The sequence below is a fragment of the Frigidibacter sp. genome, from assembly GCF_030695035.1.
In the GTDB taxonomy this organism is placed as follows: Bacteria; Pseudomonadota; Alphaproteobacteria; order Rhodobacterales; family Rhodobacteraceae; genus Frigidibacter.
Genome location: NZ_JAUYTT010000010.1, coordinates 260,081 through 284,549, shown reverse-complemented (window position 1 = coordinate 284,549; position 24,469 = coordinate 260,081). Strand labels below are relative to the sequence as shown.

The window sequence follows — 24,469 nt, the reverse complement described above, 5'->3', positions numbered from 1 at the left end:
GCGCGGGGTTGCCCTCGCGCCTCTCTCCAGAGTCCTTGTGCCAGAACGGTCCCTTGCGCCTGAGAGTTTACCGGGGCGGTTGCTCCTTCGGCACCGGAGTGCCCCTTGCGGGGTGCCCCGGATTCTCCCGATCCTGACCCTTCCCGGATACAAGACCGCCCGCGGTTCTGGCAAGTGAAATGCTGGGAAGCGACGCTTTGTCTGCACAAAGCGCCGCCTGCGGGCGCGAGGCGGCCAGCAATCAGGCGCCGAGGAAACCTTCCAGCACGTTCACCGTGTTGATCCCCACCGCCTCGATCGCATAGCCACCCTCCATGCAGAACACCGTCGGCAGGCCGAGCGTCTCGATCCGGCGGCCGGCATCGGCGAAGTCGGGGCTGTCGAGCTTGAAGAAGCTGATCGGGTCGTCCTTGTAGGCATCGACCCCCAGCGAGACCACCAGCGCCTCTGCCCCCCACGCCTTGATGCGGGCAATGGCATCGTCCAGCGCCCCGGACCAGCGGTCATAGCCGGTGCCGGGCGGCAGCGGGTAGTTGGCCGTGGTGCCCTCGCCCGCGCCCGCGCCGGTCTCATCCGCGAAGCCGAGGAAGTAGGGAAAGGCATCCTCCGGCGCGCCGTGGACCGAGGCGAAGAACACGTCGCCTCGGCCATAGAAGATGTCCTGCGTACCGTTGCCGTGGTGGAAGTCGATGTCCAGCACCGCGACCCGGCCCGCGCCCTGATCGCGGAACATCTGGGCGACCACGGCGGCGTTGTTGAGGAAGCAATACCCGCCATACATGTCCGCCGTCGCATGGTGCCCGGGCGGACGGCAGAGCGCGAAGGCCGACCGCGCGCCCGCCGCCACATGGCGCTGCGCCGCCTGCGCCGAAGCCATCGACGACAGCGCCGCGCCCCAGGTGCCGCCGGTGATCGCGGTCTCCTGCGCGAGGCAGTAGTAGCCCGCCAGCCCGTCGATATTGCGGGGCGGCCGCGCCATCTGCATCCGCCGCGCCGGGATCGCCGCCGGGATCACCTCACCCGCGCAGCCCGCGGCCTTCCACTGGTCCCAGGCGGTTTCGAGGAAGGCAAGGAAGCCCGGGTCCATCATCGCCCGCACCGGGGCCATGTCGCAGGCACCCGGATCGGCGATGTCGCGCAGGCCCTGCTGCTTGAGCCGCTGATAGACGTATTCCGCCCGGCTTGGCCGCTCATAGGGGGTGACGAACTGGCCCCCGCTCAGCTCGGCCTGCGGGAAATGCAGGCGGTGATCCTCGCTGAAAAACACCTTCATTCTTGGTCTCTCCTTGGCTGTCGCCGCTGCGCGCTGCGGCGATCCTGCCCGGAAGCGGGCGAGGCGGGAAGGTGGAAAAGCGTCAGGGCAGCAGGCCGCGCTGGCGGAGGTCAGTGAGGATCTCCGTCCGGTGCTGGTCGCGGGCGGGGAGCGGGTTCAGGTCCGCGCGATGGCCGTCGAAGCGGGGCGCGGGGGAGGGTTGCAGGGTGCCCCCCGTCTCCTGCCACGTGCCGCGCTCGGCCATATGCGGATCGGCGGCGGCCTCGTCCGGGGACAGCACCGGGGCCACGCAGGCATCGCTGGCGCCGAAGAGCGTTTCCCAGTGGGCGCGGGGATGGGCCGCGAAGATCGCAGCCAGCCGGGCGGTCTGGGCCGGCCATTGCTCAGGGTCGTGCTGCGCGGCCATCGCGGGGTCGCCCGCCAGCCCCAGCCCCTCCAGCAGCAGCGCGTAGAATTTCGGCTCGTAGGCCTGCACCGCGACATGGCCGCCATCGGCGGTGCCATAACTGCGCGACCAGTGCGGGCCGTCCAGCGGACCGGTGCCGCGGGCAAATCCCTGCGCGGTGGGAGGGCGCAGCGACAGCAGCAGCGCCAGCATATGGGCCGAGCCATCGACGATGGCGGCATCGACGGTGGTCCCCTGCCCGGTCATGCGCGCCCGCATCACCCCGGCCAGCAGGCCGACGGCCAGATACATCGCCCCGCCGCCGATATCGCCGACCAGCGCCGGCGGCGGCATCGGCGCGTCCCCGGGCAGCCCCGCAAACCACAGCGCGCCAGAGCGGGCGAGGTAGTTGAGGTCATGCCCCGCCACTGGCGCCAGCGGTCCGGTCTGGCCCCAGCCGGTCATGCGCGCGTAAACCAGCGCCGAGTTCAGCGCGTGGCAGTCCTTGGGCCCCAGCCCCAGCCGCTCCATCACCCCCGGCCGCAGCCCCTCGATCAGCGCCTCGGCCGAGGCGATCAGGGCGCGGGCGATGGCGATATCATCCGGGGCCTTGAGGTCGAGCGTGATGGAGCGCTTGCCGCGGTCCAGCAGCCCCGGCGCGCCCGGGCCGGGGCGGTGGATGGTGATGACCTCGGCCCCCAGATCGGCCAGCAGCATCGCGGCGAAGGGGCCCGGCCCCAGCCCCTCGAACTCGATGACCCGCAGCCCTTCCAGCATTAGCCCCTCCATCCTGGAAACAGTGCGCGGGCCTGATCGGGAGTGTAGCGGCCAAGGCGTACATCCTCGGCCACCGCCCCCGGATCGCGCAGGGCCGGATCGCCATAGCCGCCACCGCCGGGGGTGCGGACGCGGACCCGGTCGCCGGGCTGCAAGGGGATGTCCTGCGCCTTGGACAGATGCTCGGGCACCGCCACCACGCCGCCGCGGATCACCTCCACCCGGTTCACCGCGCCATCCTGCCCGCCAAGCGCCCCCTGCGGGCCGGTGCGGCCGTGGTCCATCACGAAACTGGCGCGGGCAGTGCCGCGCAGAAGCTCGATCTCATAGTCGAGCCCAAAGCCACCCCGCTGCTGCCCGGCCCCGCCCGAGCCCTCATGCAGCGCATAGCGGCGGTAGAGCACCGGATAGGTCTGCTCCATGATCTCCACCGGCGGGGCCTTGGAGATGCCGATGGTGGAGCAGCCATTGGCCAGCCCGTCATGCCCGGCATTGCCGCCATAGCCGCCACCCGAGATCTGGTACATCACATAGTCGCGGCCCTTGTCGGGGTCGTGCCCCCCCAGCCCGAAATTGCCCGAGGTGCCGGCGGGGGATGCGGTGACGAGGTCCGGGATCCCCTGCACCAGCGCGGCGAACACAGCCTCGGCAATGCGCTGGCTGACCTCGGCGGCGCAACCAGAGACCGGGCGGGGGTAATGGGCATCGAGGAAAGTGCCCTCGATGCCGATGACCTCCAGCGGCTCGAACGCGCCCGCCGACATCGGCACATCGGGGAAGATGTGGCGCATGGCGAGGTAGACTGACGACAGCGTGGTGGCGCGGACCGAGTTCATCGGCCCGGCGCAGGGCAGCGAGGAGCCGGTGAAGTCGAAGGTCAGCGTTTCCTCGCCCGGCGCGCCGCTGCGGGTGACGGTCAGCGCGATTGTCAGGGGCTCATTCACCACGCCGTCGCTGTCGATGAAGGCACTGGCGGTCAGGCGCCCCTCGGGGATCTGCGCGATGCTGGCGCGCATCTGCCGCGCCGCCAGCGCGCGCACCCGGGCAATCGCCTCGCGCACATCGCCGTCGCCATAGCGGTCGAGGATCGTCGTCAGCCGTTCCGCCCCCACCAGCAGCGCCGAGGCCTGTGCCTTCACATCGCCGATGCGCTGGCCCGAGACGCGGATATTGGAGCAGATCACCTGCCACAGCTCGGGGTCCATCACCCCGCGCTTGAACAGCTTGACGGGCGGCAGGCGCAGCCCTTCTTGCTCCGCGCTGGTGGCGCTGGCGCTGAAGCCACCGGGCACCGCGCCGCCGGTATCGGGCCAGTGGCCGGTGTTGGAGAGCCAGCAGAAGATCTGGCCGTCCCGGTAGAAGGGCATGGCGAAGCGCACATCCATCAGATGGGTGCCGCCAAGGTAAGGGTCGTTGACGATGTAGATGTCACCCGGCTCCGGCGGCAGCGTCTCGCCGCTGGCAATGCGTTGGATCAGGTGGCGGGTGGAGAATTGCATGGTGCCAACGAAGACCGGCAGCCCCCGCGCGCCTTGCGCGATCAGGGAGCCGTCGCTGGCGTCATAGATGCCGTCGGAGCGGTCATCGGCTTCGGCGATCACCGGCGAGAAGGCGGCGCGGGAAAAGCTGAGGTCCATCTCGTCGCAGACCTGCTGGAGGCCGGCCTGGATGACGGCGAGGGTGACGGGGTCGAGGCTCATGGGGTTGCGCCTCTGGCGAGCGAAGCCGGGGGGCTGTCTGCCCCCCGGAGCCCCCCGAGGATATTTGGAAAAGGCAAAGCGGGCATGTCAGGCGCTCCTTACCGTGACGATCAGGTTGCCGTCCGCATCCATCCTCGCATGGTCCCTCGGGTCGAGAACCAGCGTCGTGTCCATCTGTTCGATGATCGCCGGGCCGGTGAGGTTCAGGTCCGCCGGCAGGTGGTCGCGCCAATAGACCGGCGTGTCGGTCCAGCCTTCGAACCAGACCGGGCGGGTGCCAGTCCGGGCTTCCGAGAGGGTGGCGCGGCGGCCGGCGGGGTCGATCAGGGCGGCGAGGTCGATCTCGGGGCGGGCGCCGATGACGGAGGTGTTGAGGTTCACGAGGTTGGCGGGGATGCTGTCCAGATCGACGCGGAAGCGGGCGTGATAGGCGCGCTCGAAGGCGGCTTGCAGTTCGGCCCGGGTGGGCTGGCCGCTTGGCAGCGGCACCCGCAGCAGGTGGGTCTGGCCGACGAACTGCATATCTACGCTGTATTCGGCCGTGATGCCGGTCAGGGCGATGCGCTCGGCCCCGATCAGGGCGCGGCCCTCGGCCTCTTGCGCGGCGAAGATGGCGTGGACGGTGGCCATATCCGCGAGGTCCAGAGGGCGGTTGAGGGTACGCACGAAGTCATGGCGCAGGTCGGCCACCACGCAGCCAAGCGCGTTGGTGATGCCGGGGCGGGCGGGCACCAGAACCTGCGGGATCGCCAGTTCCCGCGCCAGCGCCGCGGCGTGCAGCGGGCCGGCGCCGCCGAAGGCGAAGAGCGCGAAGTCGCGCGGGTCGGCGCCCATGGAGATGGAGACCATGCGGATCGCGCCGGCCATATGGGTATTGCCAAGCCGCAGCACCGCCATCGCCGCTGCCTCGGGCGTCAGGCCAAGGGGCGCGCCGATCTGCTGCGCGAAGGCCTCGCGCACGGCGGCCCGCAGCTCACCCCCGAACCGCTCGGGTGGCAGCCGCCCCAGCAGCAGGTTGGCGTCGGAGATGGTCACTTGCGTGCCGCCGCGGCCATAGCAGATCGGCCCCGGCGTGCTGCCGGCGCTTTCGGGGCCGACGCGCAGCATCCCGGCCGCATCGACCCGGGCCAGCGAGCCGCCCCCTGCCCCGACGGTGCGCACATCGACCATCGGCACATGGATCGGCATTGCATATTCGATCTCGATCTCGTTCGACACAGGCGCGCGGCCGCCGCGGATCAGCGCCACATCGGTGGAGGTGCCGCCCATGTCATAGGTCACGAGGTTCGGCATCCCCGCCCGCCGCCCGGTATAGACCGCCGCCATCACGCCAGAGGCGGGGCCGGACATCACCGTCTTCACCGCCTCGCGCGCCACCAGCCGGGACGAGACCATGCCGCCGTTGCCGTTCATCACCAAGAGCTCGCGGGTGTAGCCGCGGGCGCTCAGCTCCGTCTGAAGCCGGGCGATGTAGCGCTCCAGCAGCGGCTGCACGGCGGCGTTGACGGCGGCCGTCACCCCGCGTTCATATTCGCGGCTTTCGGAGAGGAGGCGGTGGCCGATGGTGATGTGGGTATTGGGCCAGACCTCAGCCGCGATCTCCGCCGCCCGCAGCTCATGCGCGGGGTTGGCATAGGAATGCAGGAAATGGATGACCAGCGCCTCGCAACCCTTCGCCAGCAGGTCCGCGAGGGCGGCGCGCAAGGCGGGTTCATCCAGCGGCGTCAGCACCTGCCCCCGGGCGTCCATCCGCTCGGGCACCTCGGCCCGCAGGTCGCGCGGGATGATCGGCGCGAAGCGCCCGGTCATGCCATAGGGCTGCGGGCGGGTGCGGCGGCCAAGCTCCAGCACGTCGCGGAAGCCCATGGTGGTGACGATGCCGGTGCGGGCCAGCTTGCGTTCCAGCACGGCATTGGTGGTGGTGGTGGTGCCATGCACGATGAGGTCGAGGCCGGTCAGATCCTGATCCGCCGCCGCAAAGGCCGCGAGCACCCCGAAAGCCTGATTGTCGAGCGTCGTCGGCACCTTGGCCAGCCGGACGGTGCCGGTGGCAGGATCGAAGATCACGAGGTCGGTGAAGGTGCCGCCGACATCGACGCCGGCGACGAGGCCGCGCGGGGTGGTCTCCAGTTCCCCTTTGGCCATGGCTCAGATCCCAACGTATTTCAGGAATTCGGGCGAATTGTGCGTCATCCCCGCCGCCGGAACCACCTCGGCGACGCGGCCGTGGTCGACGAAGGCCACGCGGTCGGCGACCGACAGCACCGCATCGACGCGCTGTTCCACCAGCACCGTCGCGACGCCCGTCGCCTTCAGCGCCACCACCGTCTCGCGGATCAGCGCGATCATCGAGGGTTGCAGCCCCTCGGTCGGCTCGTCCAGCAGCAGCACCTTGGGCTCGATACACAGCGCGCGGGCGATGGCGAGCATCTGCTGCTCACCGCCCGACAGGGTGCGCGAGACCTGCCCCATGCGTTCGCGCAGGCGCGGGAAGAGGTCGAGCACCCGCTCGCGGGTGGCGGCGCCGTGGCGGCGGGTCATCAGCCCGATCTCGATATTTTCGGCCACCGTCAGATCGCCAAAGAGCCGCCGCCCCTGCGGGACATAGCCGATCCCCAGCCGCGGCACCTCATGCGCGGGCAGACCGCTGACGCGTGAGCCGTCCAGCGTGATCTCGCCGGCATTCGCAGGCACCAGCCCCATGATCGCCTTCATCAGCGTGGATTTGCCCGCACCGTTGCGGCCCATCACGCAGAGCACCTCGCCCGGCGCCGCCTGCAGGGTCAGCCCCCGCAGCACCGTCACCGCGCCGTAACCGGCCTCGAGTTCGCGCACCTGCAGCATTCAGCCCCCCAGATAGGCGGATTGCACCGCCGGGTTGGCGCGGATTTCGTCCGGCGTGCCGGTCGCCAGAACCTGCCCGAAGTTCAGCACGGTGATCCGCTGCGCAAGGTCCATCACCACATCCATGTTGTGCTCGATCAGCAGCACGGTCATGTCCGGCACCACGCCGCGGACCAGATCCTTGAAGGCGTCGATCTCGGAGTTCGCCAGCCCCTGCGTCGGCTCGTCGAGGATCAGGAGGCGCGGGCGCAGGGCGAGGCCCATGGCCACCTCCAGCAGGCGCTGGTGGCCGTAGGAGAGCTCGCCCGCCAGCATGTCTGCGCGGGAGGCAAGGCCGACGCGGTCGAGCGCGGCCATGGATTCCGCCGCGAGGTGGGAGGCCCCCCGCGACTGCACGGCCAGCGCGATGTTGTCGAGGACGCTCAGCCGCGCATAGATCGCGGTGATCTGGAAGGTATAGGCGATGCCGGCGCGGACGCGGGCGTGCGCCGGCAGGCGGGTAATGTCCTGCCCGGCAAAGCGGATGCTGCCAGACTGCACCGGCACCCGGCCGCAGAGCAGGCTGACGAAGGTGGTCTTGCCCGCGCCATTGGGGCCGATCAGGGCGTGGATCTCGCCCTGCGCCAGATCGAAATCCACCCCGTCCACGGCGCGCAGGCCGCCGAAATGCCGGGTCAGGGCGCGGGCTTCCAGCAAGGTTACGGCAGCCATTTCAGCCCCCTGTCTCGCAGCGCGCCCAGAATGCCCTTGGGCGCGAACAGCACCAGCACCAGCAGCGCGACCCCCACCACCAGCAGATGCGCGGTGGTGATGCCGCTGGCGAGGTCGATCAGGTAGAACATCAGCGCCGCGCCGAGGAACGGCCCGAGCACGGTGCCCGCCCCGCCGAGGAGGACATACAGGAGGGGCAGGATCGAATACTGGATCGAGGCGAAGCTGGCCCCGACATAGCCGAACAGCAGCCCATAGGCCGCCCCCGCCGCGCCTGCATAGATGCCAGACAGCACCAGCGCCGCCAACTTGATGCGGAAGGGATCGTAGCCCAGCATCCGGCTGCGCTCTTCATTCTCGCGCATCGCCACCATGACGCGGCCGAAGGGCGAGCGGACCAGCGCCAGCTTGACCAGCAGCGCGGCGGCGAAGAGGGCGAAGGCGGCGAAGTAGCGCACCCCATCGTCCGACAGGTCGAACCCCAGCAGCACCCTTGCGGCGCGGTCGATGACGATGCCTTCCTCGCCGCGGGTATAGGGGGTGTAGTAGAGGATGGTCAGGTAGCCGGCCTGCGCGAACATCAGCGTGACGATCATGAAGGACACGCCCGCGGTGCGCAGCGCCAGCAGGCCCACGGCCAGCGCCATCGCCCCGCCCGCGGCGATGCCGGCGGTCAGCGCCGCCCCGGCGCCCCAACCGGCCAGCGCGACCAGCATTCCCATCCCGTAAAGCCCCGCTCCGAAGAACAGCGCGTGGCCGAGGCTCAGCAGCCCCGTATAGCCAAAGGCGATGTTGAACCCCATCGCATAGACCGCCAGCACCATAATCCGGGCGAGGTTGCCGTTGTGATAGGCCGGCAGCACGAACTGCGCCGCCAGCAGCGCCGCCAGCACCCCCAGATGCAGGGCCCAGACCTTGAACGCGTTGCCGGTCATGCTGCGCGCCTTCCCATCAGGCCCTGCGGGCGGAAGACCAGCACCAGCGCCACGAACAGCGTGGCAAGGATCTTGGCCAGCGTGGGCGAGAAGAAGACAGAGATCACCCCGTCCGAAAGCCCGATCAGCAGCGCCGCGACCAAGGTGCCGCGCAGGCTGCCAAGCCCGCCGATGATGACCACGATGAAGGACAGCAGCAGCGGATCATGCCCCATCAGGTAATGCGCCTGCTGGATCGGCACGATCAGCACCGCCGCCACCGCCGCGAGGCCTGCGCCAAGCGCGAAGACCCCGGCATAGACCCGGTCCACATTGATGCCGAAGGCGCGGGCGGTTTCCCGGTCGATCTGGGTGGCGCGCATCACAAGGCCGATCTTGGTGCGCGCCAGCAGCAGCCAGACCCCGGCAAGCAGCAACGCCGCCGCCACGATCACCGCCAGCTTGTAGCCCGAATAGCCGAACCACGGGAATTGCACGCGCAGGGTGAAGGGCGCCTCCACCGGGCGGGCATCGGGGCCATAAAGGCTCAGCGCCGCCTGCTGCAGGATATAGAGCAGGCCGATGGTGGCGACGATGGTGGCGTCGGGATCGTAGTTCAACCGCTTCAGCACCAGCGTATCGGCCAGCGCCGCGACCGAGGCGACCAGCAGCGGACACAGCACCAGTGCGGCGATGAAACCCACCGCGGGCGGGCCGGGGATCCAGGTGGTGACGAACCACGCGGCGACAGCGCCCAGCATGAAGAACTCGCCATGCGCGACGTTCACCACGCGCATCACGCCGAAGACCAGCGCGAGGCCGACCGCCGTCAGCGCCAGCACCGCGGCCGTCACCAGCCCCTCCATCAGGGCCAGAAGCAGGAAAGGTCCGAAATCCACGAAATGCCCCTTCTGGAGGACGCCGCTCTGCGGGGCGAGGGCGCGCGGCCCCCGCCCTGCCCCAGATCAGCTCACCTTAAAACGACATCGCGGTGTAGTCGGCCTCGTCGGGATACATCCCGTCCTCGGGCGAGGTGGTGTGCACCTTCACCAGCTTGCCGCCCTCGACCTTCGAGATGTATTGCAGCCCGAACACCTGATGGGTCTTGCCGTTGAAGGTTTTCGCGCCCTGCGGATGCTCGATGCTGTAGGGCATATCGGTCATCGCCTCGATCGCCTCGACCAGCTTCTGCCGGTCGGCCGGGCCCTGATAACCCGCCGCCTCCATCCCCGCCTTCAGGATGAACAGCGTCTCCCAGACCGAGAACATGTGGGCGTAGGTCGAGATGTCCTTGGCATCGGCCACCGAGGCGCCGGTGTCATCCACACCCACCGCGGCGCGATAGGTCGCCTCATGCTCACCCGCATCGGCCTGAAGGTAGCGGCAATGGCCTTCCCAGAAATGCGTGCCCTCGAGGAATTCCAGCCCCGGCGAGGCGATGTTCACCGCTTCCAGCGAGTCGATGAAGCCGAAGATCTGCGGCCGGTCGCCAGAGCCGTAGAACTCGCCCAGTTCCTTGACGAAGGTCAGCACCGCGGGGCCGACCATGACGTGATAGATCACCTCGGTATCGGACGGGATCCGCGGCAGGTAGCGGGTGAAGCTGGTCTCGGTCGGCGGGATGGCGATCTGCTCGATCACCTCGCCGCCCGCGGCCTGAATCGCCGGCACGAAGGCGTCGCGGTGGTCATGACCGAAGGCATAGTCCGGGAAGATCATCGTGACCTTCTTGCCAAGCGTGGAGGAAATCCACGGCGCCATCGCCTGCACCTGCGATTTCACATCGGTGATGCCGGGTTGCAGCGTCCAGCGGTTCAGCTTGCCCGAGGCGACGTGGTGGCCTTCGGAGCAGACAAGGTAAGGCATCTTCAGCTCGCCCGCGCGGGGCGCGGTGCCGACGACGACATGGCTGAACAGCGCGCCGAATACGGCATCGCAATTCGACTGGCTGGCGAATTTCTCCATCACCTCGGCGCCGCGCTTGGGGTCGGTGCCGTCATCCTCGAACAGGATCTCTACGGGCCGGCCATTGATGCCGCCAGCCTCGTTCACCAGCGTCAGCGCCGCCTGCGCCGTACGCTCATACCAGCGACCATAGGCGGCGCCGATGCCGGTGCGGTGCAGCTGGAAGCCCAGCTTGATGGGGGCCGCGCTTTGGGCGCTGGCAAAGCGGGCCGGCAGCGCCAGCGCCGCGCCCGAGGCCGCAAGCCCGCCAAGCACCGTGCGCCGGGACGGGGTCAGTCCGATCAGTCTGGAAGTCATGGGAAGATCTCCGCTGTTGGGGGCTTGGCCCTGATCTTGCGCGCCGGGCCTTGGGAAAATAATGTGAGTGTGCAAATGAAAAGTCCACGCATTTCTGCACGCCTCGATGGATGCCGAACCGCCCTTTTGTCAGGCGCCCGTCGGGGTCGATAGCAGCCAGAGACCAAGCACCGTGTAAAGCACCATCAGCACTGTGACCGGCAGATGTGACCAGCCAGAGAGGCGCGGGGGGGCGTCCGACAGCCGCATCGACAGCACCACGGCCAGCACATGCGCGCCGAGGATCACCACGAACTGCACCGCCCAGATGGCGTGGACCGAGGCTGCATCCGACAGAAACCCGAAGGACACCCAATGCTTGGGCAGGCCCAGAAGCGCCCAGTCCCGGTGCAGGGGGTCGTTCAGCGCGGCAAGGACGTATTGGCCTTGCGTCAGCAGCGCGATGAAATAATGCGCAACGTGATAGCCCGCGGCGATCGGCAGGAAGGACAGCAGCACCGGGCCCGCCAGCGCGCCGAACCTTGCCAAAGGCGCGCCCGTCTGTGAAATTCGGACCAGCCGCAGGCCAAGTGCCAGCGCCGCAAGGATGGTGGCGCCGGTCAGGGCCCAGAGGGCCAGCAGCCCGGCGGTGTTGACCCCGGTCACGGCAGAGCGGCCCGGAAACTCCAGCGGGTTGATGCCGATCAGGGCCAGCCACCAGAAGGTCTCGGCCAGCCCGTCGAAGGTGACGCCGGCCAGCACCAGCGTCACGAAGGCGATGGCGGTCGGCGGCAGCGGCGCCATCCGCAGCACCTGCGCGCCAGGCAGACCGCAGAAGCGGCGCACCGTGGTGCCTTGGGTTTCGTGCCAGAGCGGCGCGATCTTGGAAATAAAGCCGAAATAGACCGTGAAGGCCTCGCCCCGCTCCAGCCAGTCCTCGCCCTCGGCCACCGCCAGCACGAAGACCAGCAGCCAGTACCCCGCCACCACCCGCGCCAGAACGGCGGGGTCGGCGGGGCTCAGCGACACGATCTCGAACCAGGCGAAGGCCAGGTAGAACAGCACCGCGGGCAGGTAGCCAAGCCGCACAAGGCCTATGCTGCCGGTCCGCCCCAGCAGGCGGCGGGCGCTGCGCACCGGGCCGGTCCAAGGGTCGATCCCGCGCCACAGGTCGCCGAAGATCACGCAAGCCAGCGTCAGCGCCACCCACATCACCGTCCAGACCACCAGCGGCAAAGGGTTCGCCATCGGGTCGCGGCTGCCAAGGAGGCCGGTGACCACCAGCGCCGCCCAGACCAGCGCGGCGATCCAGCTGACGGCGGGGCGCGGCACGATCACCCGCCGCTCCCACAGCTGCCGCGCCGTGAAGGCCGGAAGCCGCCCCAGCAGCGCCAGCGCCCCGGTCAGCGCCACGGCAACCGCGGCGCCAAGGATGTACCAGCCGGTCGGCAGCGTCAGGATCACCATCCGCTCCGACGCATGGGCCAGCGCTGCACCCGGCAGCAGCGCCAGCGCCGCCGCGGCGGGCAGCTGACGCATCAGCGCAGCCCGTCCGTTCCGGTGACCTGCCAGACCTCGAGCCCGCCCATCCGCGAATGCACCCGCCCGCCGCGGGCCATCGCCAGCACGAACAGGATCTCATCGGCGCGGGGGCCGTCGGGCATCGACACGGTGAAGGCATCGAAATGGCTGCGGACATAGGCGGCGTTGATATGGCCCAAGGGCACATCCAGCGTCGCCCCCATCGCGCCAACCTTCATCGCCGAGGGCACAATGGCCCGCGATTCGCCCAGAAGCTCGCGCATCGCATAGCCGCCGGGGACGTGCCACAGCGCGCCATGCTCCGCCTCGCCGCTCGCGCCGACCAGCGCGCCCTTGCCATAGCCGTCGATGCCCTCCGGCCCGTCCAGTGCCGCGATCAGGCGGTGGCTCATCGCAAGGCCGAGGGGCTTGAGATCCTCCATCGCCGGTTGCAGATCGGGCTCATGGCGGCCCGCGAAGGGGTTGCGCACCAGCGCCAGCATCGCGGCGCGGCGGCGCGGCTGCTCGGGCGCGGGGCCGCCGTCATGGTGGATGTCTTCCACGATCAGGGCGGTCTTGCGGATCTCAAACTGGGGCAAGGCGGGGCTCCACGGGTTGTTGCAGCAAGGGGCCGGTGACTTGCGCGGCACCCTGCAGGAAAAGCGCCGCCCCGGCAATCAGCCCGCGGGCCTGCAGGGCGCTTGCGAAGGTTGCGCCGCGGTCGAGGGCGGTGGCGATGTCTTCGGCGGGCAGAGGGGCGACGGCGCAGGTGACGAGGCGGTCGCCAAGGTCGCTGTCATGGCTGACCTCGCAAGCCGGGCGGCGGCTGATGGCGGGATGGCCGGGTAGATCCACCGCATTGGCTATCATCGTCGCGGCGGCATCGGCGGCGGCGGCAGTCGCGGCCAGCACCGTCACCGCGTCGGCGATGCCGAGCGACAGGGAGCGCCCGTCCCGGCCCGAAGTGGCGATGCCGCGCACGGGATCGGCGTGGGCGATGCGCAGCCGGTCCGGCGCGCCGGGGCGGGCGGCGATGGCAGCGGTCAGGCCCTGCCCCGGCGCCAGCCACAGCGCGATGTCGCCGCCGTTGTTGACATAGGCGCGGCTGAGCCCGCCCCCCGCCACCAGCGCTGCGCAGACAGAATCGGCCACCGCCCCCGCCACCGCGGCCATCGGGGTGATGAAGTCCGGGCGGAAGGGCGCAACCGCATCGGCCATCGCCTGCGCCACGCGGCCGCGCAGCACGCCGGGTGTGTTGCTGCGCAAGGCCGGCAGTTCTGCAACCAGCGCCGGCAGCACCCCCTCGAACCGGGCCGTGGCGCGGGCATAGGCCGCCCGCACCGCCTCCGGCGCGCCGAAGGCCTCCACGATCAGGTCGATGGGGCCGTGCTGCAGATGCAGGCGGCCATCGGGCAGCAGGGCGGACCAAGCGCTCACTCCGCCGCCCCCGGCCAGGGCTCTACCCGTGCCGCGATCACATACTCCCCGCCCTCCACCCCGATCTCGGCCAAGGGCCGGATCGCGCCGCCATGCCCGCCAAGCGCCAGATAGGCCGCGCGCGGCAGGGTGAACTCCAGGGGCGCCACCAGCGCCGGGGTCGGCACCTGGCCGAACGCCCCCTCCGGCAGCCGCGTCACATCGACCATGAAGGTGATCCCGCCGCCGGGCCAGAGGAACACCCCCGCCCCGCCCACCGTCAGCCGCGTCTCCCCCGCCTGCACCGACCGCGTCAGCCGCACCGGGTTGCGCGTGACCCCGGCGCGCAGGCTGCCGCCCGCCCCGCCGACGAACAGCACGGTACACAGCGACGGCTCGCAATTCTCGTCGATCAGCGCGACCGAGGGTTTCAGCTCCTCGGGCAGCGGCTGCTGTACCGGCTGCAGCGCCTCATCCAGCACGTAATACCCGCAATCCTCGCCAGTGGTGGAGACCATCAGCAGCCGCAGCCCCGGCCGCGCGCCCTTCTTGGCATTCCACGGGCCAAGGATCGCAAGGGGGTCGGTCAGCCGCGTGCCGCCCCATCCCAGCCCCGGCTCCGACACCCGGAAATACCGCCCCGGAGTCGATCGCTGGCCGAGGATCTTGATGCCGGTCTCGGGCCAGCCAATCACCTTGCCCGCCTGATGCTCGGACACGACGCCGGTGATATGGTCATCGACCACCACCACCTCATCCACCAGCCCCAGCCACTGATCTGCGAACATGCCAATGGTGGCCGACCCGCAGCCGACCCGCATCCGCCGCTCCGGCACTCCGTCGACAATCGGCGCGTGGCCCGCCTGCACCACGACGCTGGACCCGCCGTCGATGGCCAGTTCCACCGCAGCGCGGTTGCACAGCGCCAGCAGCGCGGCAGAGGTCGCCCGCCCCTCGGCCTTGGAATGCCCGGTCAGGTGGCTGACCCCGCCAAGCGACAGCATCTGGCTGCCATATTCGGCGGTGGTGACATGGCCGACGGCCTCGCCCCCCGCCCGCACCACTGCGCCTTCGCTGCCAAGGTGGCGGTCGGTGTCGATCTTCACCTTGACGCCGCAATAGGAAAAGATCGCCTCGGTGACCACCGTCACCATATCGGCCCCCTCGATCTGCGAGGAGACGATGAAGGGCGCGGGCTTGTAATCGGGGTAGGTGGTGCCCGATCCGATGCCGGTGACGAAGGCATCCTCGGGCAGCATCCCGTCCTGCCAATCCGCGCCCGCGAAGGGCACCACCGCCCCGCCCGCCGCCACGCTGCGCGACAGCAGCGTCACCGGATCGGTGCGCAGAATCCGGCCCGCGACATTGCCATAGCGGTCGCAGGCGCCGGTCTGGCCGGGGGCGATGTAGCACATCACCGGGCAGGCATCGCAGCGGATCTTGGGGACTTCAGGACGGTCGGTCATGGCGTTCCCTTGGCAAGGATCGCGGCGCGCAGGCGGTGCGGCAGCAGCGGCACGCGGGTGACGGTGACGCCGGTCGCATGGCGCACCGCGTTCAGGATCGCGGGCGCGGTCGGGATCAGCACATGCTCGCCAAGGCCCTTGGCGCCGAAGGGGCCCTCGGGGTCCGCCCGCTCGATCAGCAGGCTCTCGATGGGGGGCACGTCGCCGAAGGTGGGGATCAGGTAGTCATGCAGGTTCTCGGTCCGCCCCGGCAGGTACTCCTCCATCAGCGCAAGGCCGATGCCCTGGGCGATGCCGCCCTCGATCTGGCCCTCGGCCAGCGTGGGGTTGATGACCCGGCCAAGATCATGCGCGGCGGTGATCTTCAGCAGGCGCACCGTCCCCAGCTCGGTGTCCACCTCCAGCTCTGCGATCTGCGCACCGTAGCCATAGACGGCATAGGGCGTGCCCTGCCCGTCGGCATCCAGCGGCGCGGTGGGCGGGTCATAGGTCTCCTCGGCCATCAGCGCGTAGCCGTGTGGGTTTGCGGCCAGCGCGGCAAGGTCGATGCGGTGTGAGGTTTCGCCCTCCACCACCAGTTCCGCCCCCTCCAGCCGCAGGCGCACCGCACCGTTCAGCCCGGCCAGCCGCAGGATCTGCGCACGCAGGGCCGCGCCCGCCGCCTGCGCCGCCCGGCCCGACACATAGGTCTGGCGCGAGGCAGAGGTCTTGCCGGCATCGGGCGTCAGGAAGGTATCAGGGCCGACGAGGGTGAAGCTCCCCACCGGCAGGCCAAGCGCATCGGCGCAGATCTGGGTGATGACGGTGTTGGCGCCCTGCCCGATATCCATGGCGCCCTGATGCAGCACCAGCGTGCCCTCGGGCGTCAGCCCCAGCCGGATGGTGGAGGGGTTGGGCAGCGAGGTGTTGCCGCAGCCATACCAGCAGGAGGCGACGCCGACGCCCCAGCGCAGGTGGCTAGACTTGGCATTGGCGGCGGCGGCATCCGCCAGCGCGCGGGTCCAGTGCGGGGCCAGCGCGGTCAGGCACTCATGGATGCCGGTGCCTTGCAGCACCTGCCCCGTGGCGGTGGCATCGCCGTCGCGGAAGGCGTTGCGCAGGCGGAGCTCCAGCCGGTCGATGCCCGCCGCATCCGCCAGCTGGTCATAGAGCGTCTCCTGCGCCAGTGCCGCCTGCGGCACGCCGAAGCCGCGGAAGGCACCGCCACTGGGGCCGTTGGTGTGGATGGCGCGGGCACGGGCCAGCACCGCAGGGGTGCGGTAGGGGCCGGTGGCATGGACCGGCACCCGGTTCGCCACCGTCGGCCCCCAGCTGGCATAGGCGCCGGTGTCGAAGAGGCCATCGAAGGTCAGGGCGGTGACCCGGCCTTCCGCATCGCAGCCGATCTGCGCCGTGATCCGCGCCGGGTGGCGCTTCGTGGTCGAGGTCATGCTTTCGGCGCGGGAATAGACCATCCGGCACGGCCGCCCGGTCTTCAGCACCGCCAGCCCCAGCAGCGGCTGCAGCGAGACGTCGAGCTTGGACCCGAAGCCGCCTCCCACCGCCGTCGGCAGGATCCGCACCCGCTCGGGCGGCAGGCCGAGGATCGCCGCGGTGTCGTCGCGGTCCATCACCGGGGCCTGGGTGCAGGCGCGGATGCACAGCACCTCGCCCTCCATCCAGGCAGAGCCGGCTTCAGGTTCGATATAGGCATGTTCGACGAAGGCGGTCTCGATGCTGCCCGTCGCCAGATGCACCGAGGCGGCCAGTGCGGCGGCGGCGTCTCCGCGGCGGACAAGGCCCGCGACAAGGTGGTTGCCGGGGCGGCCCGCGTGGACCAAGGGAGCGCCTGTGGCCTCGGCCTCGGCGGGATCGAGGAGGTGCGGGAGTGCCTGCCAAGTCACGGGGAAGTCGGTCAGATCCGGCTCCGCCCCCGGCTCGAAGGCGACCAGAGCCACCGCCTCGCCGCGCAGCCTTGCGGTGCCCTCGGCCAGCGCCGGCTGATCGGCAAAGGCCGGGATCACGCCAAAGCGGTTGCGGCCGGGGATGTCGGCGGCGGTGAAGATCGCGGCCACTCCCGAGCGCACGGCCTGCCAGCCCGAAAGATCGCCAAAGTGAAAGGCCGCGTGGAAGTGGGGCGAGCGGACCGCCTTCAGCAGCAGCGCGCCTTCGGGCCATTCATCTGCGCCGAACCGGTCCGCACCCGTCACCTTCGGCGCCCCGTCCAGCCGCCGAACTCGCGCGCCCACGGCAGCGCCGGCGGGCAGCGCGGCCTCGGGCACATCGACGCGCCAGGCATCACAGACGGCGGCGAGGATCTTGCGATAGCCGGTGCAGCGGCAGAGCACCCCGCCAAGCGCCACCTCTGCCTCGGCCTCGGTCGGGCGCGGGTATTCGGCCAGCAGCGCGGCGGCGGCGGTCAGCATCCCGGGCGTACAGATCCCGCATTGCGCGGCGCCGTGGCGCAGGAAGGCCGCTTGCAGGCGCGAGAGCGCGCCCTGCCCCGCCTCGCCCGGCGCATCGGCCAGCCCCTCGACGGTGGTCACCCGGGCGCCCGCCAGTCGCCCCATCGGCATCAGGCAGGCGCAGACCGCGGCGCCATCGACGATCACCGTGCAAGCCCCGCAATCGCCCGCATCGCATCCCGATTTGGTGCCGCGCAGCCCCGCCTCCTCGCGCAGGAAATCCGACAGGCGGCGGGCGGGATCGCCGGTAGCGGCAATCGCGCGGCCGTTGACGGTGATGGTGGCGAAGCGGCCTGGCTGGTTCATGCGACCTCCTCCACCGGCAGCGCCTGCGCCACCGCCCGGCGCAGCAGCACGCAGGCGGCCTCGAGGCGGTAGTCGGCGGTGCCGCGGATGTCGGCGATGGGCGAGAGGGCGGCGCCGACCTCGGCGGCGGTAATCCGCGTGGCCACCTCGGATAGCGGAGCACCGACCAGCGCCGCCTCCACCTGCGGCAAGCGGCGGGCGACAGCGCTACAGGCCCCGACCGCCAGCACGGCCTCAACCACGCGGCCTCGCTCCGCCACAATCCGCACCGCGACCATCGCGATCGAGATCACCAAATAGGCTCGCGCGCCCAGCTTGACGAAGGCCGAGGTGCCCGCCAAAGCCGCGGCCGGAATATGCACCGCCGTCAGCAGTTCATCAGGCGTCCGTGCCGTTTTCCGCACCCCCAGCACAAACTCCGCCAAGGGCAGCCGCCGGACACCGCGGACCGAGGCCAGTTCCACCTCCGCCCCCAGCACCAGCAGCGGCGGCACTCCGTCGGCGGCGGGCGAGGCGTTGCAGAGGTTGCCGCCGATTGTGCCGGCATTCTGGATTTGCCGCCCGCCGACCAGCCGTGCCGCCTGTTGCAGGGCCGCCAGCGCCGGGGGCAGGTCGGTCTCGGCCAGCTCGGTCCATGTGGTCGCAGCGCCGATGCGCAGGCCTTCCGGCCCCACGGTAACACCCGCCAGCCCCTCAAGCGCGGTGATGTCCAGCAGCGGCCCGGCCAGCCGCTGCGCCTGAGTCGCGGGGTAAAGGTCGGTGCCGCCCGCCAGCACGGTGAGCGGGCCGGCCGCCAGCAGCGCCAGCGCCTCGGGCAGCGCGGTCGGGCGGGCGTAGTCGCTGGTGGCTTCCGTCATGGCCGGCCCGGTCCCTTTGGGTGGAAGGCGTGCTGCGCAGGGGGCAATTCGTATGTGTAGAAACAAGATTGCGGCGTGCCTTGTCCCCTGTCAACAACCTTGCGTGGCGCGAGCGTGGCCTGTATCCCGGGGCCCGTGGAAAGCCCAGAAAAAACCTATGTGCTGGAAGATCAGGTGGGATTCGTGCTGCGCCGCGCGAACCAGCGTCACCTTGCGATCTTTGCCGAAGCGATCCCAGGGCTGACGACCATGCAATTCACCGTGCTGGTGCGGCTGCATGAGCTGGGTCCGCTGTCGCAGAACCACCTTGGCCGCGTCACGGCGATGGACGGCGCCACCATCAAGGGCGTGGTGGACCGCCTGGCGCGGCAGGGGCTGGTCGCCACAGCGCCCGACCCGGGCGACCGCCGCCGCCTGACCGTGAGCCTGACCGAGGCGGGCGCCGCCACCTTCGCCGCCACACGCGACACGGCGCTGGAGGTGTCGCGCCGTACGCTTGCCCCGCTGACCCCGGCGGAGCAGGCGCGGTTCCTGGACCTGCTGAACAAGCTGGCCTGAGCGCTACTTCGCCGCAATGGTGATCGCGGTGCCCCAAGGGTCTTGCAGCGCCAGAGTACCCGCCGCCATTCCAGCCCGGCCCGCGATGGCCGCCAGCTCTGCCGGATCCGCGCGCATCACCACCTCGGCCAGCCCGCTGCCGCCCGGCGCACGGCGCCCGGCCCCGCGGCTTTGCCAGATATTGGTGCCGATATGGTGATGATAGCCACCAGATCCGAAGAAGTTCGCGCTCGGGAAGCGCGTGGTCAGCGCCATTCCCAGCGTCTGGCCGTAGAACGCCTCCGTCCCCTCCATGGCGCCGACGCGCAGATGCACATGGCCGATGGCGGAGCCCTCGGGCATCCCCGCCCAGTGGCTGCCAGCCCCGGCCGCCAGAATGCCCGGATAGTCCAGCGGGTCGCTGGCCATCTGCAGACCGGTAGCCGTCATCGGCCATGCGGCGCGGGGGCGGTCGACATAGACCTCGATGCCATTGCCCTCGGGGTCGGCGAGGTAGATCGCCTCGCTGACCAGATGGTCCGAGGCGCCATCGAGCGGCACGCGGGTCTCGGCGACATGCGCCAGCCAGCGGCCCAGATCGGCGCGGGTGGGGACAAGGAAGGCGGTGTGGTAGAGGCCGGCCTCGCGCGGCGAGCTGGGGCGGGCGGCGGGGTCGCGGCGCAGCTCCAGCAGCAGGCGGCCCCCCGCGCCAAGGCGGAGGGTTGCGCCGTCCTGCGACAGGGGCGCAAGGCCGAGGGCGCGTTGGTAGAAGGCGCCGACAGCGGGAAGGTCACGCACGGTCAGCGCGACATGGCCGATCTCGAGGGGGGCATCACTGGTGGCCATCTCGGCTCTCCCAAATCATCAATTGCTTCGAGCATAACAATGGGGGCCGGTGCTGCGGTTTGAAATTGCAGTTTCGGGACCATGCCATAGCGCATTTCGGCAGACTCGGGCGGCGGCTTGACAGCGCGCGCCGCGGCGAGGCCAATCGGCGGATCATGGATGAGGGAACGATGCGGATCTGCATATTGGAAGCCGACCGGCCGGATGCCGGCTTTGCAGCGCGGCACGGGACCTATGCGGACATGTTCCGCGACTGGCTGGCGCCTGCCCTGCCCGAGGCGGTGTTCACCGTGCATGACGTGACCGCGCCGGGCCCGCTCCCCGATCCCGCGGCGCATGACGGCTTCCTCGTGACCGGATCGCGCGCCGGGGTCTATGACCGGCTGGACTGGATGGGGCCGCTGGTGGCCTTGCTGCACGCGCTGCGCGACCGGCAAGTTCCAGTGACGGGCGTCTGCTTCGGCCATCAGATCATGGCGGCGGCCTATGGCGGGCGGGTGGAGAAATCGGCGGCGGGCTGGGTGATCGGCCGGCACGACCATCGCCCCACCGCGGCCGGGGCGGCGCTGTGGGGGCCGGAGCCCTTCGCCAGCATCTCGTTCCATCAGGATCAGGTGGTGGCGCTGCCGCCGGGGGCGGATGTGCTGGCGGCCAACGCGCTGTCCAAGTTCGGCGGGCTCACCTACCCGTTCCCGGCGCTGTCGGTGCAGTTCCATCCGGAGTTCTTGCCGGCGCATGTCACGGGTACCTTCGATGGCCCCGATGGCGGCATGGTTCCACCCGCCGTTACGGCAGAAGCGCGGGCGTCACTGCCGGGCGCGCTAGACGGCCCCCGCATTGCCGAAGGGTTCGCGCAGTTTTACCGCCGCCACGCAAGCGCCTCCCGGTTCAGCCAAGCTGCCAACCTCAGCCAAGCGGGATGACATCGACGCTGTGGCCGCTGGCGCTACGGCCGGCGGTACGCAGCACGCCCTTGACGGGGGCGACGTCATCATAGTCGCGGCCGACGGCGACCACGATATGATCGCTGCCCACCATCAGGTCATTGGTCGGGTCGAACTCCACCCAGCCGCCCTCGACCCCGCACCAGGCGCGGACCCAGGCGTGCATGGCATCGGCGCCCGCCAGCCGCGCCTCGCCCTTGGGCGGGCTGGTGCGCAGGTAGCCGCTGACATAGCCGGCGGGGATGCCGATGCCGCGCAGGCAGGCAATCATGATATGGCTGAAATCCTGGCACACGCCGTGGCGCGCCGCAAAGGCCTCGGACGGGTCGGTATCGACGGTGGTGGCACTCGCGTCAAAGCGCATGTCTTGGTAGAGCGCGCCGCCAAGCGCCTGCACCACGGCCAGCGTGGTCTCGCCCTTGGCCAGATGGTCGCGGGCATAGGCGGTCATCGCGGCCGAGGGGCGCACCCGCTCCGAAGGACCAAGGAAGTGGTGGGGGGCGGCGGGGCCGAGGTCGTCGTAGTCGTAGAGCTCCTCCGCCAGACGCTTCAGCGGCGGCGACAGGTCCAGCGAGGGCGCCTGCGCGATCCGCTCCACCCGCGCCTGGATGCGGAAGCTGGCGCTGCGGGTCGCCTCGCGGAAGGCCACCTCCGTCACCGGGTTGCCGAAGAAATCCAGCCGGTCGATGCGCTCTGCCGCGGCAGGCGCGGTGGTCAGCGCCCCGGCGATCAGCTTCTGGGCGCCCGGCACCGTGACCGGCAGCAGCCGCAGCAGGGTGCGGCCGAGGCCCGAGGGCTGGTTATAGGCATAGTCGATGCTGGCGGTGATGTCATAGAGCATGGGGGCCGCCTTGGATCCGTGCGGAGGAGTCCGCGCGCCTTCTTAGCCGAAATATGTGTCGGCGATCAGCCCTGAAAGACCAGCCGTCGCCCCGCGCAGTTTCAGCAGCCCGTCGGTGGTCAATTCGTCAGGTGACAGCACCGCGAGCCCGGTATGCAGCTCCAGCACCCGGCGCGGAAGCTGCGGCATCGGGCCGGCGGCATCGCTACCCGGCAGCTTGGCGATCTGGTTGCGGATCTCGCTGAGCTGGAAAAAGATCGCGCGGGGGTTGCGGTCGTCCAGCGCCAGAAGGTCGATCACCGTGGCGCGGTTGGTGGCGACGGTGTAGCGGCGGCGATGCGACATCAGGCTGTCGCCAACCTCCACCGCCAGATCCAGCGCGCCCTCGGGCGCCTTGGCATCGGCGAAGGTCGCCAGCGTCCAGCACATGGAGTTCGCCCGTTCGAGCGCGCGGCCAAGAGTCAGGAAGCGCCAGCCGGTGAAGCGGTACATGTTCTCATGCACCAGCCCCGAGAAGCCGGCGATCTGGCGCAGGAACTGGCCAAGCGCGCGGGCGGTGTCATCGCCCGCATGGTCCGGCCCCGGCATGGCAGAGGCGGCGGCGGCGAGATCGGACAGCGCCATCCAGCCATCGGTGGAGAAACGGTCGCGGACCTTGCCGGCGCAGCTGCGGGCATCGTCCACCCGTTCCGCCAGCGCCTCGGCGATCGGCTGCACCGGATCGAAGCCATGCGCGGCAAGGTATTTGCCAAGGCTCTTCAGCAGCGGCCGGTCTGCGGTGCCGCTTTCGGCAAGCCGCAGATGCCAGGCGCGCAGCAGCCGCACCGCGGTTTCCACCCGTTCCACATAGCGGCCGAGCCAGTAGAGGTTGTCGGCCGCCCGGCTCGGCAGCACGCCAAGTTCCGACCGGCGGAACGTCTCCGGCGCGGCGACCATCGTGTCGGCCTCGACCGGCTTGTCGGACACGATCCACACATCCGCGACCGACCCGCCGCGCTGCATGGCAATGGCGCTGGCATCCTTGGTGCGTCCGATCCTTGCATAGCCGCCGGGCATCACCTGCCAGCCATCAGGCGTGCGCACGACAAAGGCGCGCAGGCTCATCGGCAGCGGGCGCAGGCGGCCGTCAACATAGGCGGGCGTCGTGGACAGCGTCACCGCCTCTTGCCCCACCAGCGCCGGCCCCTCGGCGGCGATCCAGTCGCTGACGGCGGCATGGGCGCCGGGGCGGAAGGCGCGGCCCTGCACGGTGGCGCCATCCGCCTCGAACGGCAGGCGGTTCGACAGCGCCGGGCCGATCAGCATCCGCTCGGCATTGGCCAGCACATAGGCGCGTTCGGCCGACTGCCCGCACCACCAGGTGGCGATGTTCGGCAGCTTCAGCCGCTCGCCCATCAGCACCTCGCAGATGCGGGGCAGGAAGGCGAGGAAGGCGCGGGTTTCCAGCAGGCCAGAGCCAAGCGCGTTGACCATCGCCACCTGCCCGGCGCGCAGCGCGCCGACCATGCCGGGCGTGCCGATGCGGGAGGAGGGATCCAGCTCCAGCGGGTCGGCAAAGCGCGCATCGAGCCGGCGCCACAGCACATCGACCGGCTTCAGGCCCGCCACGGTGCGGACCATCACGGCGCCGTCCTGCACCACCAGATCCTCGCCCTCCAGCAGCATGAAGCCGAGGTAGCGGGCGATATAGGTATGCTCGAAATAGGTGTCGTTCATCGGCCCGGGGCTGAGGATGCCGACGCGCGTGCTCTCATCCTTGCGCAGCCCGTTCATCGCATCGCGGAAGCCGCGGAAGAAGGCGGCGAGCCGGTGGACATTGGCACCCGCAAAAAAGTCGGTGAACACCCGGCTGGTCGCCACGCGGTTTTCCAGCGCGAAACCGGCGCCCGAGGGGGCCTGCGTGCGGTCCCCCAGCACGAACCACGACCCGTCGGGGCTGCGGCCGATCTCGAAGGCGAGGAAATGCAGGAAATGCCCGCCCTTGGGCACCACGCCCACCATCGGGCGCAGCCATTCGGGGTTCTGCGCCACCAGCTGCGCCGGCAGATGCCCGCCCGCCACCAGCTTGTTGGGCCCGTAAAGGTCAGCCGCCACCTTCTCCAGCAGCTCGGCGCGCTGGATCAGGCCGGCGGAAATCTCGTCCCATTCCGTCTCATGCACGATCACCGGGACGTGGCTCAGCGGCCAGGACCGCTCATCCGATCCGCTCTCGGCATAGAGCCGGTAGAACACCCCCGCATCGCGCAGATACTGATCGCCTCGGGCAAAGCGCGCCGCCACCGTGTCGCGCGAGAGGCGGCCCAGATGCTGCACGAAGGGCCGCCAGACCGGGCGCATCTCGCCCTTGGCATCCACCAGCTCATCCGCGACCCCCGCATAACGCTCGTAGCCGCGCAACAGCGCGGCCACGGGGTCGGACGGCGGCGTAGCGACGCGGCCTGTCATG

Annotated in this window: 20 protein-coding genes and 1 riboswitch; of the genes, 2 read left to right on the top strand and 18 right to left on the bottom strand. The window is 70.1% G+C overall.

Features of this window, described 5'->3' with window-relative positions:
- Positions 1–36: 36 nt before the first annotated feature.
- Positions 37–140: riboswitch (glycine riboswitch) on the bottom strand.
- A gap of 101 nt (positions 141–241) precedes the next feature.
- The 15 genes from Q8S30_RS10475 to Q8S30_RS10405 form a co-directional block, all read right to left on the bottom strand.
- On the bottom strand, positions 242–1,273 hold the full coding sequence (locus Q8S30_RS10475) for a histone deacetylase family protein (RefSeq protein WP_305665968.1): 1,032 nt from the start codon (positions 1,271–1,273) through the stop codon (positions 242–244).
- An 82-nt stretch (positions 1,274–1,355) separates the two neighbouring features.
- Positions 1,356–2,435, bottom strand: coding sequence for a CaiB/BaiF CoA-transferase family protein (locus tag Q8S30_RS10470; RefSeq protein WP_305665967.1), 1,080 nt, complete (start codon positions 2,433–2,435; stop codon positions 1,356–1,358).
- Entirely contained in the window at positions 2,435–4,135 is a 1,701-nt protein-coding gene (locus Q8S30_RS10465) for a hydantoinase B/oxoprolinase family protein (RefSeq protein ID WP_305665966.1), read from the bottom strand. The genes Q8S30_RS10470 and Q8S30_RS10465 overlap by 1 nt, the downstream gene beginning before the upstream one ends.
- A gap of 87 nt (positions 4,136–4,222) precedes the next feature.
- The gene (locus tag Q8S30_RS10460; RefSeq protein ID WP_305665965.1) at positions 4,223–6,280 is read right to left on the bottom strand and encodes a hydantoinase/oxoprolinase family protein; all 2,058 of its coding nucleotides are present in this window, start codon (positions 6,278–6,280) and stop codon (positions 4,223–4,225) included.
- 3 nt (positions 6,281–6,283) lie between these two features.
- Positions 6,284–6,979: an ABC transporter ATP-binding protein gene (locus Q8S30_RS10455; RefSeq protein ID WP_305665964.1), complete on the bottom strand. Its 696-nt coding sequence runs from the start codon at positions 6,977–6,979 to the stop codon at positions 6,284–6,286.
- On the bottom strand, positions 6,980–7,690 hold the full coding sequence (locus Q8S30_RS10450) for an ABC transporter ATP-binding protein (RefSeq protein ID WP_305665963.1): 711 nt from the start codon (positions 7,688–7,690) through the stop codon (positions 6,980–6,982).
- The gene (locus Q8S30_RS10445; RefSeq protein ID WP_305665962.1) at positions 7,678–8,625 is read right to left on the bottom strand and encodes a branched-chain amino acid ABC transporter permease; all 948 of its coding nucleotides are present in this window, start codon (positions 8,623–8,625) and stop codon (positions 7,678–7,680) included. Before Q8S30_RS10445 ends, Q8S30_RS10450 begins: the two co-directional genes overlap by 13 nt.
- Complete coding sequence (locus tag Q8S30_RS10440) at positions 8,622–9,503, bottom strand: branched-chain amino acid ABC transporter permease (protein WP_305665961.1); 882 nt, start codon at positions 9,501–9,503, stop codon at positions 8,622–8,624. The genes Q8S30_RS10445 and Q8S30_RS10440 overlap by 4 nt, the downstream gene beginning before the upstream one ends.
- A gap of 76 nt (positions 9,504–9,579) precedes the next feature.
- A complete protein-coding gene (locus Q8S30_RS10435) occupies positions 9,580–10,866 on the bottom strand; it encodes an ABC transporter substrate-binding protein (RefSeq protein ID WP_305665960.1) in 1,287 nt (428 codons plus the stop codon).
- Between the two features lie 129 nt (positions 10,867–10,995).
- Complete coding sequence (locus tag Q8S30_RS10430; RefSeq protein WP_305665959.1) at positions 10,996–12,384, bottom strand: hypothetical protein; 1,389 nt, start codon at positions 12,382–12,384, stop codon at positions 10,996–10,998.
- The gene (locus Q8S30_RS10425) at positions 12,384–12,965 is read right to left on the bottom strand and encodes an amino acid synthesis family protein (protein ID WP_305665958.1); all 582 of its coding nucleotides are present in this window, start codon (positions 12,963–12,965) and stop codon (positions 12,384–12,386) included. The genes Q8S30_RS10430 and Q8S30_RS10425 overlap by 1 nt, the downstream gene beginning before the upstream one ends.
- Positions 12,952–13,803 carry a UPF0280 family protein gene (locus Q8S30_RS10420; protein ID WP_305665957.1) on the bottom strand — a complete coding sequence of 284 codons (852 nt, stop codon included), beginning with the start codon at positions 13,801–13,803 and terminating at the stop codon, positions 12,952–12,954. The genes Q8S30_RS10425 and Q8S30_RS10420 overlap by 14 nt, the downstream gene beginning before the upstream one ends.
- On the bottom strand, positions 13,800–15,248 hold the full coding sequence (locus tag Q8S30_RS10415) for a 6-hydroxynicotinate reductase (protein WP_305665956.1): 1,449 nt from the start codon (positions 15,246–15,248) through the stop codon (positions 13,800–13,802). The genes Q8S30_RS10420 and Q8S30_RS10415 overlap by 4 nt, the downstream gene beginning before the upstream one ends.
- Positions 15,245–17,998 (bottom strand): molybdopterin cofactor-binding domain-containing protein, encoded by a 2,754-nt coding sequence (locus Q8S30_RS10410; protein WP_305665955.1) that lies wholly within the window; start codon positions 17,996–17,998, stop codon positions 15,245–15,247. The genes Q8S30_RS10415 and Q8S30_RS10410 overlap by 4 nt, the downstream gene beginning before the upstream one ends.
- Positions 17,995–18,855, bottom strand: a complete 861-nt coding sequence (locus Q8S30_RS10405; RefSeq protein WP_305665954.1) for a xanthine dehydrogenase family protein subunit M — start codon at positions 18,853–18,855, stop codon at positions 17,995–17,997. The genes Q8S30_RS10410 and Q8S30_RS10405 overlap by 4 nt, the downstream gene beginning before the upstream one ends.
- Before the next feature lie 135 nt (positions 18,856–18,990).
- Here Q8S30_RS10405 and Q8S30_RS10400 point away from each other — a divergent pair, with 135 nt between their 5' ends.
- Positions 18,991–19,413, top strand: coding sequence for a MarR family winged helix-turn-helix transcriptional regulator (locus Q8S30_RS10400; RefSeq protein WP_305665953.1), 423 nt, complete (start codon positions 18,991–18,993; stop codon positions 19,411–19,413).
- A gap of 3 nt (positions 19,414–19,416) precedes the next feature.
- On the opposite strand, the gene Q8S30_RS10395 is transcribed toward Q8S30_RS10400, so the two are convergent.
- Positions 19,417–20,238, bottom strand: a complete 822-nt coding sequence (locus Q8S30_RS10395) for a VOC family protein (protein WP_305665952.1) — start codon at positions 20,236–20,238, stop codon at positions 19,417–19,419.
- A 155-nt stretch (positions 20,239–20,393) separates the two neighbouring features.
- Between Q8S30_RS10395 and Q8S30_RS10390 the strand changes: the two genes are divergently transcribed.
- A complete protein-coding gene (locus tag Q8S30_RS10390) occupies positions 20,394–21,161 on the top strand; it encodes a type 1 glutamine amidotransferase (RefSeq protein WP_305665951.1) in 768 nt (255 codons plus the stop codon).
- Here the strand turns inward: Q8S30_RS10390 and Q8S30_RS10385 are convergent.
- A complete protein-coding gene (locus tag Q8S30_RS10385) occupies positions 21,145–22,023 on the bottom strand; it encodes a transglutaminase family protein (RefSeq protein ID WP_305665950.1) in 879 nt (292 codons plus the stop codon). The genes Q8S30_RS10390 and Q8S30_RS10385 overlap by 17 nt on opposite strands.
- A gap of 42 nt (positions 22,024–22,065) precedes the next feature.
- Positions 22,066–24,468 (bottom strand): circularly permuted type 2 ATP-grasp protein, encoded by a 2,403-nt coding sequence (locus Q8S30_RS10380; protein WP_305665949.1) that lies wholly within the window; start codon positions 24,466–24,468, stop codon positions 22,066–22,068.
- Between the last annotated feature and the right edge of the window lies 1 nt (position 24,469).

What these genes read in the sequence shown, in the direction of transcription:
- Q8S30_RS10470 (WP_305665967.1), bottom strand. Translation starts at nt 2,435, where the DNA reads ATGCTGGAAGGGCTGCGGGTCATCGAGTTCGAGGGGCTGGGGCCGGGC.
- Q8S30_RS10460 (WP_305665965.1), bottom strand. Translation starts at nt 6,280, where the DNA reads ATGGCCAAAGGGGAACTGGAGACCACCCCGCGCGGCCTCGTCGCCGGC.
- Q8S30_RS10415 (WP_305665956.1), bottom strand. Translation starts at nt 15,248, where the DNA reads ATGACCGACCGTCCTGAAGTCCCCAAGATCCGCTGCGATGCCTGCCCG.
- Q8S30_RS10465 (WP_305665966.1), bottom strand. Translation starts at nt 4,135, where the DNA reads ATGAGCCTCGACCCCGTCACCCTCGCCGTCATCCAGGCCGGCCTCCAG.
- Q8S30_RS10450 (WP_305665963.1), bottom strand. Translation starts at nt 7,690, where the DNA reads ATGGCTGCCGTAACCTTGCTGGAAGCCCGCGCCCTGACCCGGCATTTC.
- Q8S30_RS10445 (WP_305665962.1), bottom strand. Translation starts at nt 8,625, where the DNA reads ATGACCGGCAACGCGTTCAAGGTCTGGGCCCTGCATCTGGGGGTGCTG.
- Q8S30_RS10410 (WP_305665955.1), bottom strand. Translation starts at nt 17,998, where the DNA reads ATGAACCAGCCAGGCCGCTTCGCCACCATCACCGTCAACGGCCGCGCG.
- Q8S30_RS10430 (WP_305665959.1), bottom strand. Translation starts at nt 12,384, where the DNA reads ATGCGTCAGCTGCCCGCCGCGGCGGCGCTGGCGCTGCTGCCGGGTGCA.
- Q8S30_RS10380 (WP_305665949.1), bottom strand. Translation starts at nt 24,468, where the DNA reads ATGACAGGCCGCGTCGCTACGCCGCCGTCCGACCCCGTGGCCGCGCTG.
- Q8S30_RS10390 (WP_305665951.1), top strand. Translation starts at nt 20,394, where the DNA reads ATGGATGAGGGAACGATGCGGATCTGCATATTGGAAGCCGACCGGCCG.
- Q8S30_RS10395 (WP_305665952.1), bottom strand. Translation starts at nt 20,238, where the DNA reads ATGGCCACCAGTGATGCCCCCCTCGAGATCGGCCATGTCGCGCTGACC.
- Q8S30_RS10455 (WP_305665964.1), bottom strand. Translation starts at nt 6,979, where the DNA reads ATGCTGCAGGTGCGCGAACTCGAGGCCGGTTACGGCGCGGTGACGGTG.
- Q8S30_RS10385 (WP_305665950.1), bottom strand. Translation starts at nt 22,023, where the DNA reads ATGCTCTATGACATCACCGCCAGCATCGACTATGCCTATAACCAGCCC.
- Q8S30_RS10405 (WP_305665954.1), bottom strand. Translation starts at nt 18,855, where the DNA reads ATGACGGAAGCCACCAGCGACTACGCCCGCCCGACCGCGCTGCCCGAG.
- Q8S30_RS10435 (WP_305665960.1), bottom strand. Translation starts at nt 10,866, where the DNA reads ATGACTTCCAGACTGATCGGACTGACCCCGTCCCGGCGCACGGTGCTT.
- Q8S30_RS10475 (WP_305665968.1), bottom strand. Translation starts at nt 1,273, where the DNA reads ATGAAGGTGTTTTTCAGCGAGGATCACCGCCTGCATTTCCCGCAGGCC.